The organism is Exiguobacterium sp. QJM3NY_9 (assembly GCF_056173545.1).
This window is the reverse complement of the sequence record NZ_CM149679.1, coordinates 2672764-2686965: the sequence shown is the minus strand read 5'-3', so window position 1 is coordinate 2686965 and position 14202 is coordinate 2672764. Positions and strand designations below refer to the sequence as shown.

12 protein-coding genes are annotated in these 14202 nt (G+C 48.7%); 10 read left to right on the top strand and 2 right to left on the bottom strand.

Annotated elements, in window-relative coordinates; translation table 11 throughout:
• The first annotated feature begins 7 nt into the window (after positions 1 to 7).
• From AC0VYQ_RS13610 to AC0VYQ_RS13575, 8 genes are all read left to right on the top strand, one after another.
• Positions 8 to 421 (top strand): F0F1 ATP synthase subunit epsilon, encoded by a 414-nt coding sequence (locus tag AC0VYQ_RS13610; protein ID WP_088837965.1) that lies wholly within the window; start codon positions 8 to 10, stop codon positions 419 to 421.
• Positions 422 to 730: 309 nt separating this feature from the next.
• On the top strand, positions 731 to 964 hold the full coding sequence (locus tag AC0VYQ_RS13605; protein ID WP_029331740.1) for a DUF1146 domain-containing protein: 234 nt from the start codon (positions 731 to 733) through the stop codon (positions 962 to 964).
• A gap of 233 nt (positions 965 to 1197) precedes the next feature.
• Positions 1198 to 2502, top strand: a complete 1305-nt coding sequence (gene murA / locus AC0VYQ_RS13600; RefSeq protein WP_029331739.1) for a UDP-N-acetylglucosamine 1-carboxyvinyltransferase — start codon at positions 1198 to 1200, stop codon at positions 2500 to 2502.
• 174 nt (positions 2503 to 2676) lie between these two features.
• On the top strand, positions 2677 to 3657 hold the full coding sequence (gene mreB, locus AC0VYQ_RS13595; protein ID WP_475403803.1) for a rod shape-determining protein MreB: 981 nt from the start codon (positions 2677 to 2679) through the stop codon (positions 3655 to 3657).
• A 754-nt stretch (positions 3658 to 4411) separates the two neighbouring features.
• Positions 4412 to 5368 (top strand): ABC transporter permease, encoded by a 957-nt coding sequence (locus AC0VYQ_RS13590; protein ID WP_475403802.1) that lies wholly within the window; start codon positions 4412 to 4414, stop codon positions 5366 to 5368.
• Positions 5355 to 6302, top strand: coding sequence for an iron chelate uptake ABC transporter family permease subunit (locus AC0VYQ_RS13585; protein WP_475403801.1), 948 nt, complete (start codon positions 5355 to 5357; stop codon positions 6300 to 6302). The genes AC0VYQ_RS13590 and AC0VYQ_RS13585 overlap by 14 nt, the downstream gene beginning before the upstream one ends.
• The gene (locus AC0VYQ_RS13580; protein ID WP_475403800.1) at positions 6299 to 7057 is read left to right on the top strand and encodes an iron ABC transporter ATP-binding protein; all 759 of its coding nucleotides are present in this window, start codon (positions 6299 to 6301) and stop codon (positions 7055 to 7057) included. Before AC0VYQ_RS13585 ends, AC0VYQ_RS13580 begins: the two co-directional genes overlap by 4 nt.
• Positions 7058 to 7077: 20 nt before the next feature.
• Positions 7078 to 8001 carry a siderophore ABC transporter substrate-binding protein gene (locus tag AC0VYQ_RS13575; RefSeq protein WP_215115830.1) on the top strand — a complete coding sequence of 308 codons (924 nt, stop codon included), beginning with the start codon at positions 7078 to 7080 and terminating at the stop codon, positions 7999 to 8001.
• 70 nt (positions 8002 to 8071) lie between these two features.
• On the opposite strand, the gene AC0VYQ_RS13570 is transcribed toward AC0VYQ_RS13575, so the two are convergent.
• A complete protein-coding gene (locus AC0VYQ_RS13570; RefSeq protein WP_475403799.1) occupies positions 8072 to 8941 on the bottom strand; it encodes a hypothetical protein in 870 nt (289 codons plus the stop codon).
• Positions 8942 to 9124: 183 nt separating this feature from the next.
• On the opposite strand from AC0VYQ_RS13570, the gene AC0VYQ_RS13565 reads away from it, so the two are divergent.
• Positions 9125 to 10321, top strand: a complete 1197-nt coding sequence (locus AC0VYQ_RS13565; protein ID WP_475403798.1) for a multidrug efflux MFS transporter — start codon at positions 9125 to 9127, stop codon at positions 10319 to 10321.
• Positions 10322 to 10363: 42 nt separating this feature from the next.
• On the opposite strand, the gene AC0VYQ_RS13560 is transcribed toward AC0VYQ_RS13565, so the two are convergent.
• On the bottom strand, positions 10364 to 13201 hold the full coding sequence (locus AC0VYQ_RS13560) for a sensor domain-containing protein (protein ID WP_475403797.1): 2838 nt from the start codon (positions 13199 to 13201) through the stop codon (positions 10364 to 10366).
• A 208-nt stretch (positions 13202 to 13409) separates the two neighbouring features.
• On the opposite strand from AC0VYQ_RS13560, the gene AC0VYQ_RS13555 reads away from it, so the two are divergent.
• Positions 13410 to 14198: a flagellar hook-basal body protein gene (locus AC0VYQ_RS13555; RefSeq protein ID WP_029331728.1), complete on the top strand. Its 789-nt coding sequence runs from the start codon at positions 13410 to 13412 to the stop codon at positions 14196 to 14198.
• The last annotated feature ends 4 nt before the right edge of the window (positions 14199 to 14202 follow it).

Below are 14202 nucleotides of genomic sequence, written 5' to 3'. Positions count from 1 at the left end.
ACTTGAGATGAACACACTTCATGTCAATATCGTCACCCCGGATGGCGAAGTGTATGATGGCGATGTCCGTATGGTCGTTGCGAAAACGATAACGGGTGAAATCGGGGTCCTCCCGCACCACGTACCGCTCGTAACACCACTCGACATCAGCATCTTGAAGTTGCGCCACGAAGATGGCGGACGCACGTTGATCGCTATCAGCGGTGGCTTTATGGAAGTGCGCCAGGATACTGTAACGGTTCTTGCAGAAACAGCGGAGCAGGCAGATAAGGTCGATTATGACCGTGCTGCGGCTGCGAAGGTTCGTGCAGAACGACGTCTCCAGGACACGAAATTATCAGATCTTGAGTTCAAACGCGCAGAGCTTTCATTGAAACGGGCAATTAACCGTCTCGATTTAAAAGACTACGGTCGCGATTGATTCAAGTAAAAGACCCGGTTTCCCTCGTGGAAATCGGGTCTTTTTTTGTAGAAAACGTCAATTTAAAAGCGTTTTCTTTAGGATTAAGGCGATTCAGGTTTAAGATGGCGAAAAATAGTAAAAGTACCATATAGACCTCTTATTCACAAACTTTTCATCCTTACTTCTATAGAAATTGTGACAATCATCTTTAATAAATATATTTTATGCGCTAAAATAAATGCATATTGTGCTTTTTTGTTTGCGAAATCATTCATTTTGTGAAATCATGGTAAGGTTGAAGAAAACACGAAGAAGAGGTGCAAGCGCGTGACGTCAATTGGTTTAAGTGCTTTAGTAAGTATGCTCGTTTATGTAATGGCAATTGTTCTTGCCTGGTGGTCACTCTTACCAGTCAAGTGGGAAAAAATCCTCCAACATCCTAAAGGTCCACACGCCATTGCGTTACGGACGTTGCTTGCGATTGCACTCGGTTCCCTCGTCGGTCGCTTTTTGCTGGAGTATTCGGGATTCGCCCAACGTCTTCAATTTTTAGTAGGCTGAACTTGTAACTTCCTTGTAAACCCTAATTTGGTCATCTGAATTAGTATGGAAAAGGATAGTATTCTTATAATGAAGAAACACATTGATTATGACACTGAAAATCGTATTGGCTTTTGGCACGAGAGATAACTATAGGAAAGTTTCTTTCTATCATTCGTTGACTTTTCAACTATGATCAACACCAATCACGAATTGTACGAATAGAAAAGAAACGAAGCAGAGGAGTATGGGTAATGGAAAAAATTGTTGTCCGTGGCGGACGTAAATTAGCTGGAACAGTAAAAGTAGAAGGTGCAAAAAATGCAGTCTTAAAAACGTTGGTTGCGACATTGCTCGCATCAGAAGGTCAATCGGTCCTTCAAAACGTACCACGTCTCGCAGACGTCTATACAATCAACAATGTCTTACGGAACTTAAACGCACAAGTCGAATTCGATGCAGAAGCGAATACGGTTACCGTCAATGCAGAACCGGAACTAAAAGACGAAGCACCACTTGAATACGTCCGTAAAATGCGGGCATCGATTCTTGTCATGGGTCCACTCCTTGCACGTCTCGGTCGCGCACGCGTTGCGATGCCGGGTGGCTGTGCAATCGGATCACGTCCAATTGACCTTCACTTAAAAGGATTCGAAGCGATGGGCGCTAAAACAATCATCGGAAACGGTTTTGTTGAAGCACAAGTCGATGGTCGTCTCCAAGGTGCAAAAATCTATCTTGATTTCCCTTCTGTCGGTGCGACAGAAAACATCATGATGGCGGCAACACTCGCTGAAGGCACGACAGTCATCGAGAACGTTGCGAAAGAACCTGAAATCGTTGACCTCGCGAACTTCTTGAACGCGATGGGCGCGAAAGTCCGTGGCGCAGGTACGGAAACGATCCGTATCGAAGGTGTCGAAAAATTACACGGTGGCAACCACTACGTGATTCCAGACCGGATCGAAGCCGGAACATTCATGATTGCAGCAGCAATCACAGAAGGTGACGTCGAAGTCATCGGTGCTGAGCGTGAGCATCTTCGTCCATTGATCTCAAAAATGGAAGAGATGGGTGTTCAAGTATCGGATACAGAAGAAGGGCTTCGTGTTGTCGGACCTAAGAAATTGGTTGCTGTCGACGTGAAGACGATGCCACACCCTGGTTTCCCGACAGACGTTCAAGCACAGATGATGGCGCTTGTCTTAAAAGCTGAAGGAACATCGGTCATCACGGAAACGGTCTTCGAAAACCGCTTCATGCACGTGGAAGAATTCCGCCGTATGAATGCTGATATCAAAATCGAAGGACGCTCATCCATCATCACAGGTGGTGTTCAGCTTCAAGGAGCAGAAGTCTTATCAACAGACCTTCGTTCTGGTGCAGCGCTTGTCACAGCTGGTTTGATTGCTGAAGGTGAAACACGTGTCGGTGCACTCCATCACATCGATCGTGGATACGTTGACTTCCACTTGAAACTGCAAGCCCTTGGCGCAGATGTCGAGCGCATCACAGAAGAAACAGCGGTTGTCGAAGAAACGGCAGCGACAAAGCTTTAATCTTAAGCTATTATTCCATTTCATTAACGAGAGACGACTTTCTGAAAAAGAAAGTCGTCTCTTTTTGTTTGCCTGTGCTAAAATTGAAAGGTATGTATACATAAATGGGTTAGACGTCCAAACGACGTTCTAAATTATGGAATAATAGCCAGCTGGTAAAGGAGATCACGCGAGATGTTTTCAAAAGATATCGGAATTGATTTAGGAACTGCCAATGTCGTCATTCATGTAAAGGGAAGAGGAATTGTCCTCGATGAACCTTCAGTCGTCGCCATTGATAAAGCGACCGGCAAAATTCATGCAGTAGGTACGGAAGCACATTTAATGGTAGGCCGGACACCGGGAAACATCGTCGCGATTCGTCCGCTCCAAGATGGTGTGATCGCAGATTTCGAGATGACGGAAGCCATGTTACGTCACTTCATCGATAAAATTGAGGTCCGCAGCATGTTCGGTGGCGTTCGGATGTTGATTTGTACACCAGCGAGCATCACGACGGTCGAAGCAAAAGCGATTCGTCAGGCAGGAGAAAAATCGGGCGCGAAAACCGTCTTCCTCGAAGTCGAACCGAAAGTAGCCGCGGTCGGAGCAGGGATGGACATTTGGATGCCTGCGGGACATATGGTCATCGACATCGGTGGCGGGACGACGGATGTTGCGGTACTCTCGATGGGAGATATCGTCTGTGGCGAAACAATCAAAGTTGCAGGAGATCGATTTGATTACGATATCATTCGGGCGATCAAAGATCGGCATAAGTTAATCATCGGTGAACGGACGGCACAAAACGTCAAGATGACGGTCGCAACGGTCTCAGAAGACGGACGTCAGGAAGAGATGGACATCCGGGGACGCAATCTCGTCACAGGGCTGCCGCATAACATTACGGTCAGCTCACAGGAAATTCATGAAGCACTCGCAGAATCAGCGATGGAAATCGTTGAAGCGACAAAACGGGTTCTCGAGAAGACACCACCGGAACTCGCAGCAGATATCATCGACCGCGGCATCATCTTAACGGGTGGTGGGGCATTGCTCGACGGAATCGATCAGTTGTTGGCAAAAGAGCTTGGGTTACCGGTCTTGATTGCAGAAGATCCAATGTTATGTGTCGCACGCGGGACAGGAATCATGCTCGATAACTTAGGAAAATAAGAAATACTTGTTTGGCACAAATCGTCAAGCGATGAGGTAACCGTTCACTTAATTGTGGGGGTTACCTCTTTTTATTTTGCGTAGAGAACGATTCAAGAATGTTGGGGGATAAAGTTTCTTTCTTCCCGCGCTTTCCTCGGGCGAGGCGCAAGCCGTTGCTACTTGATCCTACCGGGACAAGTAGCAGGGTCTCGCTTGCCTCTGACAGCGCAAGAGTTTCTTGCGCTTTTTCCCATAGGAGTCACGGGAAGCGAATCTTTTAGACAGGTGCTTTTCCGACAAATGACGTTCTAGAACAGATTAGTTAACGCGTGTCTGAACTTCCACAGAAGTGAGAACACCAATTGATAAGATGTAGCGCCTTAAACGGAAATAGGGATAACTTGAACAACTTGCTTCGAAAACGGTGAGACGCTTGAGGGAATCAGTGAACCTTGAAAAGGTTCACGAGCAAGCAAGGGGAGACCCTGCAGCTTTTGTAAAAAGCGAAGCGGCTTCCCGCTTGCCCCTAAGCAAGCGAACCGTGGTAGAAGCGAATGTTGTTCAAAACCCACGAGGTCACTGTACTGAATGTTGTTCAAAACCCACGAGGTCACTGTACTGAATGTTGTTCAAAAAAACGCACTTTTATGTGACCGCGAAAAAGACTTTCTAAAAAAATATCAGAATAACGGTTGACGGAAGCCTGGAAAAAAGAGAGAATGAGAATGTTCTCAATGAGAATGAATATCATTATCTTCACAAGGAGACTACGATGTCGATTATAATTTGGGGAATCCTCCTCGTATGTGTCTCAATCGGCTCCATGTTTGTTGGTGTCGCTGACCTCGATTTAACAGAAATTTTATCTTGGAGCGAGACGGAATGGGAATTGTTCTTGATGAGTCGGATACCACGACTTTTAAGTATCTTATTGGCTGGAGCGGGTATGAGCATTGCGGGATTGATCATGCAACAGATTACACAAAACCGCTTCGTTTCACCGACGACGGCGGGAACGATGGATTTCGCGAAACTCGGAATCGTCGTTTCAATGATTGGCTTTAGTGATGCACATCCACTGATTAAGATGCTCATTTCATTTGGATTTGCGTTTGGTGGTTCGCTCTTGTTCATGCGGATTCTCGAACGGATCAAAATGAAGGATGTCATTTTCATTCCACTCGTCGGGTTGATGCTCGGCAGTATCGTCGGTGCCTTGACGACGTTTCTCGCATTGCGGTTTAACTTGCTGCAAAGCTTAGAAGGATGGATGCAGGGAAACTTTTCGATGATCACAAAGGGACGCTACGAATTGCTTTACATAACTGTTCCGTTGCTGTTCATTGCTTATCGTTATGCCCACCGGTTTACGATTGTCGGAATGGGAGAAGAATTTTCACAAAATCTTGGTATCTCCCATAAGCGTGTCATGCAGCTCGGGCTGGCGATTGTTTCATTGATTGCTTCAGCCGTGATTTTATCGGTCGGTGTGATTCCGTTTCTTGGTCTGATCGTGCCGAACTTGATTTCGATTTGGTACGGCGATCACTTACGAAAGACGTTACCGTCAACGGCTCTGTTCGGTGCCTTGTTCGTCCTCGTCTGTGACATTGCGGGCCGCCTGTTGATTGCACCGTATGAGATTCCGATTAGCTTGATGGTCGGGACGATCGGCAGTGGCTTGTTCCTCTACCTCTTGTTTAGGAGGGATCGTTATGGCTTATCGTAAACGATTGATTTGGCTGGGCGTCCTCGCGTTATTATGCATGGTTGGCTATATGACGTTGAACTTACAAGGGGCACTCGGATACGTCGTTCCAAGGCGCTTTACAAAGTTAGCAGCGATGCTTGTCACGAGTGTCGCGATCGGGGTCTCGACCTTGATCTTCCAAACCGTGACGATGAACCGGATTTTGACACCGAACGTCATCGGTCTCGATTCACTGTATATGTTGCTTCAAACCGGACTCTTGTTTTTGTTCGGTAGCTCAATCCTGCTTGAAGTCGGAATCGAAGTCCGCTTCATCGCAACGATTCTTTTAATGGTCGGTTTTGCAATCGTGCTGTATCAATTGTTGTTCCGAGGGGAAGGGCGGAACGTCTACTTCCTTCTCCTCGTCGGTCTCGTCTTCGGAACGTTTTTCGGCAGCATCACCTCGTTCCTTCAACTGCTGATGGACCCGAACGAATTTCAATTGTTGCAAGATCGCTCGTTCGCGAGCATCAACAACGTCGATTCGGACTTATTGATGTTAGCGACAGTCCTCCTCGTCTTGAATACGGCTTGGCTTTGGCGGTATGTCCGCTTCCTCGACGTATTGGCACTCGGACGCGACCATGCGATTAACTTGGGCATTCCGTATGAAAAAATCGTCAAACGTCTGTTAATCATCGTCGCCATCTATATTTCGATTGCAACGGCCTTGATTGGACCGATTACGTTTTTAGGGCTATTGATTGTTAATGTCGCCTATCAACTCATCCCGACGTACCGCCATCACGCTTTAGCGGTCGCGACAGTTTTACTTGGTGTGATCGCGTTAGTCGGGGGGCAGTTGATTGTCGAGCACGTCTTGAACTTCTCGACGACGCTCAGTGTCATCTTGAACTTGATTGGTGGTAGCTACTTTATTTATCTCTTGCTGAAAGGAGTCAACCGATGATTACGATTGACAACATCACGAAACGGTTCGGAACGAAAACCGTCGTCGAAGCGGCGACGTTCACGATCCCGAAAGGTAAATTGACATCCTTCATCGGACCGAACGGTGCGGGTAAAAGTACGGTCCTCTCGATGATTAGCCGTCTCGCGAAAGCGGATGCGGGCGTCGTCACACTGGAAGGGACGGCCATCAGTCAATTTCCGTCAGATGACTTGGCGAAGCGACTGTCGATTTTAAAACAAAGCAATCACCTCGGACTGCGTGTGACGGTCCGTGAGCTCGTCGGGTTTGGTCGTTTTCCGTATTCGAAAGGACGACTGACCGCCCTTGATCACGAGAAAATCGATCGGGCGATTGCATACGTCGGCCTCGAAGAGATGCAAGACAAACAAATCAACGCCCTCAGCGGAGGTCAGAAGCAACGCGCCTTCATCGCGATGGTGATTGCCCAAGATACGGATTATATCTTGCTCGACGAACCATTGAATAACCTCGACATGCGTCATGCCGTCCAGGTGATGAAGTTACTCCGGAAGCTCGTCGACGAGGAAAATAAAACGATCGTCGTCGTCTTACACGACTTGAACTTCGCATCCGTCTACTCGGATCAGATGGTCGCGATGAAAGAAGGACAAATCGTTGCGACGGGTCCGACAGACCAATTGATGGAACAGTCGTTACTCGAAAACCTGTATGAAATGGATTTAACGTTGGAACAGATGGATGATCATAAAATTTGCCTCTACTATACTTAACATAAGGGAGATCAACTCACATGAAAAAGTGGTTCTTACTCGTTATTGCAATTTGTGTCGTCGCACTCGGTGCGTGTGGAAAAGGAACAAATGAATCAGCCGCTTCAAGCGACGAAAAAATAACAATCAAACATGAATTAGGTTCAACTGAGGTCGTCAAAGACCCGAAAAAAGTCGTCGTCTTTGATTTTGGTGCACTCGATACACTCGATGAACTCGGTGTCGAAGTGGCAGGTCTACCAAAAGAACTCGTTCCAGCCTATCTTAAGCAATATGAAGCAGAGCAGTATACGAACGTCGGAAGTTTAAAAGAACCAAACTTTGAAGCAATCAGTGAACTTGCACCGGACGTCATCCTGATCTCAGCCCGTCAATCGGAAATGTATAAAGAGTTCAGCAAGATTGCACCGACGATTTATGTAGGAATCGATACACAGGACTACATGACGTCGTTCAAAGATAACGTCAACATGCTCGGTAAGTTGTTTGGAAAAGAAGCAGAAGCGACAGCTGCATTAAAAGAAGTAGATGAAAAAATCGCGGCAGTCAAAGAGGATGCTAAAGAAGCACCTGAGTCACTTGTCCTGCTCGCGGGGGATAAGAGCATGAGTGCGTTCGGACCGGGCTCTCGTTTTGGCTTGATTTACGATGCATTTGGTTTAAAAGCAATCGATACGACTCTTGATCAATCCGTCCACGGACAGGATGTCTCGTACGAATACATCGTCAAGAAAAATCCGGGCATCATCTTCGTCATCGATCGTGGAGAAGCAATCGGTGAAGGGGCAACGGCGAAACAAGCGATGGACAATGAATTATTGAAAAACGTCGATGCCGTCAAAAATAATAAGGTCGTCTACTTGAGTGGAGACGTGTGGTATCTGTCCGGTGGCGGTATCCAATCGATCGAAAAGATGTTGGAAGAAATCAAAACAGCACTGTAACAGCAAAAAAGATCAATCCGTTAAGGATTGATCTTTTTTCATCGATAGCTGAAAGAATCTTGCCAATGAGTTACTTCGTATTTTGCATGAACGCCTGATAGGCCTCAAAGTCATGATAGACGATGGCACGCGGGGGGAAAGAGCTGTTCATCGTCTGATTGACGAGTTGGTTCAAGGCTTGCCGTGACTGACCATAAAATGTGATGCTCGGTGTCTCCGGTAGTTCCGTGAACTCGAGAGCGTACGACAGGTTGTGCTGGTGGTTTGCCGCATACAACGTATCGACGAGCGTGATGGCGGATAAGCCGTTTCCACCACCGTAGACAGTCCGGTAACTCATTAAGGTCACTTCGCTTGCAAGATCCATCGCCCAGGCACTGACAGGACGTCCGGAGACATCCGTGACCGTATGGAACCAAAACGGAAGAAAGAGTTGCAATGGTAGCCCTTCCGCCGTTGCCCGCTCCTGAAAGGCAGTCAGGATTCGTTGATAAGAAGCGATGACGGCAGATTGATTCGTCGTCCACTCCGGTAGGGCATACGGTTCGAGATCGACGCTGATTCCATCCGGATGCTGCATCGTCTCACTTTGATACAGGGTAATCCAGGCGAGCGGGTCTTCGACATTCGGTCGGAAGGTCGTGCCTTCATTCGTAATCCAGCGTGGTTGTCCGAACAGGAAGTAGACTTCAATTCCTGCTGCATGCGCGGCCTCGACGAATGTTCGATAGAGAATCCGGTCCCCCTCCACAGCAACATGAAGATAGACACGCTTCATCTGCCGGTTGGCGAGCTGATTGATTTTCACGGGGATGGACTTCGCTTCCGGAATCGACCACATCACCGTATGGCGCGTGACGGGGAGAGCGGCTTGACCGCTTGACGGCAGCAACAGACTGAAAAACGAGACGCAGACGAGACTGACGAGAAAACGTTTCATGGTAGTGTTCACTCCTTCTGCATGGTACTCCTACTATCGGTTCGTTTGCTTAAAATAGGTATCCATCAATAGTCTTTGAGACTATTGCATCAGTTCAAAACCTAGACATTTCACATTGTGAAGTGTATATTAGAAGTTGTTGCTTGACCCCGGAATTACCATTAAAAAGGAAGTGATGCCACAATGCCGTTGTGGAAAAGAAATTTAATCGTCGTGTGGATCGGGAGTTTTTTGACTGCCGCTGCACTCAGTCTCGTTTTACCGTTTTTGCCATTATTCATTGAAGAGCTTGGCGTCGATGGACGTCAGGAGATTACGACCTGGTCCGGGATTGCGTTCGGGGCAACGTTCCTCGTCGCCGCCATCGTCTCACCGATTTGGGGACGCCTTGCCGATAGAAAAGGACGGAAATTGATGTTGCTCCGGGCAAGCCTCGGAATGTCGATTGTCATGTTTTTAATCAGTTTTGTGCAAGATGTGTATCAGCTTGTTTTCTTACGGCTCGTCATGGGAGCGGTCTCCGGATTCATTTCAGCCGGAATCACCTTGATTGCCTCTCAAACCCCGAAAGAGAAAAGTGGCTGGGCGCTCGGTACATTGTCGACCGGTGGGATTGCCGGTGGATTGCTCGGACCTCTGATTGGAGGATTCCTTGCCGACATGATTGGGCTTCGACCCGTTTTTCTCTTTACGAGCGTACCGTTATTTTTGACGTTCCTCGTGACATATTTCTTCGTCAAAGAAGAATTCGTCCCGCTTGAAGTCAAAAAAATGGCTTCCGCGAAAGAAATCATTCAATCACTCCGTCATCCGGAGCTCATCTTGAGTCTATTCTTGACGACGTTCTTGATTCAGTTCGCAGCGCAATCCATCAGTCCGATTCTCTCGCTCTACGTGCGAGAGCTGAGTCCCGGAACGGAACGACTGGCGTTACTGTCGGGTATCGTCGCCTCAGCACCCGGGATTGCGGCATTGATTGCTGCCCAGCGGCTCGGACGACTGTCCGACAAGATTGGAGCGGAACGTGTCTTGTTCGTTGCCTTACTCGTCTTTGCCGCCTTCTTGATTCCGCAAGCGTTCGTCACGGATACGAGTCAATTGATCGTCTTACGGATGGGAATCGGATTTGCGACAGCGGCCTTGATGCCATCGGTCCAAGCACTGCTTCGTAAACACACACCAGCCAATGCGTCCGGACGGATCTTCGGTTACAATCAATCGGCCCAATTCATGGGGAACTTCCTCGGACCGCTCGCCGGTGGTCAAATCGCCGGTCATTTCGGTTTTGAAGCGTTGTTCCTGTTTACCGGTTTGATCGTCATCACGAATGCTGTCCTCGAATGGACGCAAACAGCGGTACTCAGTAAAAAACATTCCTAACACGGAACGCCTCTCCGGTCAGTAACCGGGAGGCGTTTTTTTTCATGTCAACGAAAAGAAGTCATCGAGTTTTTGTTGCTCCGAGTGTTCGAGTGCCTTCATTAAAAGGATGGACTGGGCACGTACTTTATAGTCGGCAGAATAATGGAACAGTCCATTGTCGAGTTCCGTGATCGCAAGCGGTTCGATGATCGTCCGTGGATGATCGACATCCTTCAATCGTAACGACAGCTCGATTTGGTGATCGACGGGCAAGCGGATCGATGCATAAAAATGGACGGACCGGTTCGTACTCCGCGTGATGAGGATTGGCGAAGCACCGACATTGACGGCCTTGCCGTTCAGGCGGGTGATCGTGACCTGGGCATGGACGGACGGCAATTGTTGTTTCGGTGAGGCTTTCAAAGATTCAATCGGTGAAAGAACACCGAGCCGCAATACGTTCACAAGTTCGGACGCACTGACGGGTCGGCTGAACAGGTAACCTTGGACGGCATGACACTCGAAATCTCGGAACAAATCGAGTTGATGGAGTGTTTCGACGCCCTCAGCGACGACGGTCAGTTCGAGTTCCTTCGCAAAGTAGATGATGGTTTTAAGAAGCGCTGTCGACTGATCCGCTTCCTCGAGTTGAGCGACGAACGAACGATCCAGCTTTAACGTCGTAATCGGATAGTCGCGCAGACAAGCTAAGGAAGTAGCACTGCTGCCGTAACGATCGAGTGTGAGGCGAATGCCGAGACGATGCAGGTGCGTAAGTGTTTCCTTGACGAACTCATTGTTCTCGAGCAGGACATTTTCAGGTAGCTCGAACTGCAGGAAGCGGGCCTGGACACTATGGCGTTTCAAACACGTTTTGACGGTTTCGACGAAGTTGCCGTGCAACAGTCGCTTCGCCGACAGATTGATTGAAATCGGGACGACGGGGAAACCCGACGTACTCAAGTCCTGTAGTGTCCGGCAAACGGTCTCGAGGACCCAGTCGCCAATCGCGAGATAAAATCGTCCTTCTTCTGCGAGCGGAATGAAATCTTGCGGGGGAATCCGTCCCCACTCCGGATGATCCCAACGAATCAATGCCTCGAAGGCCAAGAGCTGTCCGCTCCAGATATCGACTTTCGGTTGATATTCGAGAAACAGTTCGTCCTGTCCGATCGCATACCGTAAACCTTGTTCGAGTTGGTGGCGGCGGTAAATTTCAAGGTCAAGCTGTGACGTATACAATTCATAGGCGGGACTTGTCTTAGCGCGGGCGCGGGTCAAGGCCGTATTCGCAACCTGCAGGAGTTCGGCCGCTGAAGTCTTTTTGTCCTGACTGTGACTGATTCCGATGGCGAGTTCTGGAATCAGGGCATACGCCTCGATTGAGAAGCGTTGCGTCGCGAGTTCAAGCACATGGAGCGAACGTTTCTTCAACTGGAGCTCATCGAACGGTTGCTCGATTAAGGCGATATAGTAATCGCCTTCAAGCTGACTGCAATAGACGTTCGGCAAGCGTTCCGTCAACGCATCACGTGTATCAAGCAGCCAGCGTTGGCCAATCTCATATCCGAGTTGTGTATTGATTTTATGGAATTGGTTGAAGTCGATCGCGAAGATGGAAAAAGGAAGCCGGTTTTCAAGCAAGTCCTCCATTTTTTCAAGCAGGGCAATCCGGTTCGGCAACCCCGTTGTCGCGTGATGCCGCGATAAGCGGAAGATATCCTCTTGTTGCTGCTTGACGAGCGTGATGTCCGTGACGACACCTTGATAGCCGGTGAAGACCTGAGTGTTCGAATCCTTTAAAGGAAGACGAATCTCTTCGAGCCAGCGCCATTCGTCCTCTAATTTCAGCCGGTAAGTCAGCCGGACGGTTTCTCCTTGTTGCAGTCCTTCCCGTGCAGCTTTTATCCGGTCCCGGTCGTCCGGATGAAGCAGTTCTTTCCAGTAGGCGGGATCGAGTTCGAGCCGGCGCAAATGTTCCGGGTATTGCTGCAAAAAGCCGACGGCGAGGAACGTCAACGCTTGATTGGCTTCACTGTGTTGGTAAACGATTGTTTCGACAGTCGCTAAAAAATTCGTCAGTGAGTCTTGCGAATCGGCGGGAGGAGTCTCACGCGTCGTCGCAGTGTCATGAAACATCATGCTGATGCAGAGATGATCGTCAGTCCGTGACGATAAGGCATCACAGCGGACGACCCGCTGATACTGTTCCTGTTGATTCATCCGTAAAGTGAGGCTGACGTTGGACGGCGTCGTTAACTGTGCCACGTGTTCTTGAAAGAGGCTACGGTCGTCCGGATGAATCTCGCCGAGGAAGTCCGCTTCGTCCATCGACGCCAAGCGGTGGCTCGAAATCGACAAGAGTGACGTGAAGTTTTTCGAGAACGACCACTCGTCTGATGCCGGAAGATAATCGAGAAAGGCAATCGGTGTCGTCACTTCCGTCAACTGTTCTTGCTGGGCTAATCGAAGCAGTTGTTTTCGTAACGCGACATGTTGCGAAATGTCACGGGCGATTCCGTACAGACCGATGATGATGTGGTTTTGGTAGATCGGGATGTTCGTCACGGTCATTGTCAAGCGGCGCCCATCCTTATGACGGACTTCTGCTGTGAAATGAACGGTCTCCCCGTGCAGGGCACGCTGTTTAAAGGGGGCGATGCGCTCGGCTTCACTCGGACGAAGGAAGGACTGGATTGGTTGATTCGCGAGTGTCGTTCCTTCATAGCCGAGCAGGAAAGCGAATTTTTGATTAAATGAAACGATTTCTCCAGCTAAGTTCAAGGTGTAAACGGCATCGGGATGATTTTCTAAAAAGTAGGTCGGGTCTGTCAGTTCTTTAAAATCCAGTGATCCTTGCAGGGGCGCTTCTGAAAGTTTCTTTTTGAAGAACGGCATCTCGTCACCTCGATTAAAATGTATATAGTTCATTATAGCAATTTTTGGAATTTATTACTCCAGAATATTTCAATCAAGAGCTAGGACTTTCGGTTCAACTATTGTTCTCATTACCTTTTTTTGAAAAAAACTCATAATTCAACAGAACCTGACCGATATACTAAACATAAGAGAATTGAACATTGAGTCAATGAGGAGACAAAAACATATGTTACGAGGAATGTACACGGCGTCTGGTGCGATGCAGGCGTTACAGCGGCAACAAGAAATGTTAAGTAACAACCTGGCCAATGCGCGGACGCCTGGCTTCCGCGCCGATCAAGCATCGCTCCGGACGTTTCCGGAGATGATGATTCAACAATCAGGCGTCAATGAACGAACGGGAATTCAATCAAGAGGGACGGTCGGCACGCTCGCGACAGGTGTCTTCATGCAGGCAGCGACGCCGAACTTTGCCCTCGGTTCGATTACGGAAACGGGCAACGCGACGGATCTCCAAATCAGTTCACGGGACGGGTCCGCCCTCTTTACCGTCTTACATACGGATCCGCTGACAGGTGGGGAAGAGACGCTTTACACGACGAACGGTCAATTTGCTGTCGGGCAGGATGGTTTGCTCCGGACGACAGAAAATGATCTCGTCCTTGATGCAAACGGTCAGGCGCTGAACGTCGTCAATGAAGACTTCGTTGTCAGCGCAGACGGAGCGGTGACGGACGGAAACGGACAAGCAATCGGAAACCTTGGACTTGTCGTAACGGATCAACCGGAAACACTCGAGCGGACAGGCAACGGTTTATTCCGCTCTCCGGCAGCACTTGCGGCGGGAGACGTCAAAGTCGACCAAGGCGTGCTCGAACTCGGGAACGTCGAAATCGAGCAGACGATGGCTGAGATGAACAGTGGACTTCGTCAGTTCGAAGCCAATCAAAAAGTCATTCAAGCTTACGACCGGACGGCTGAAAAAGCCGTTTCTGAAATCGGTCGCGTTCGTTAATCGG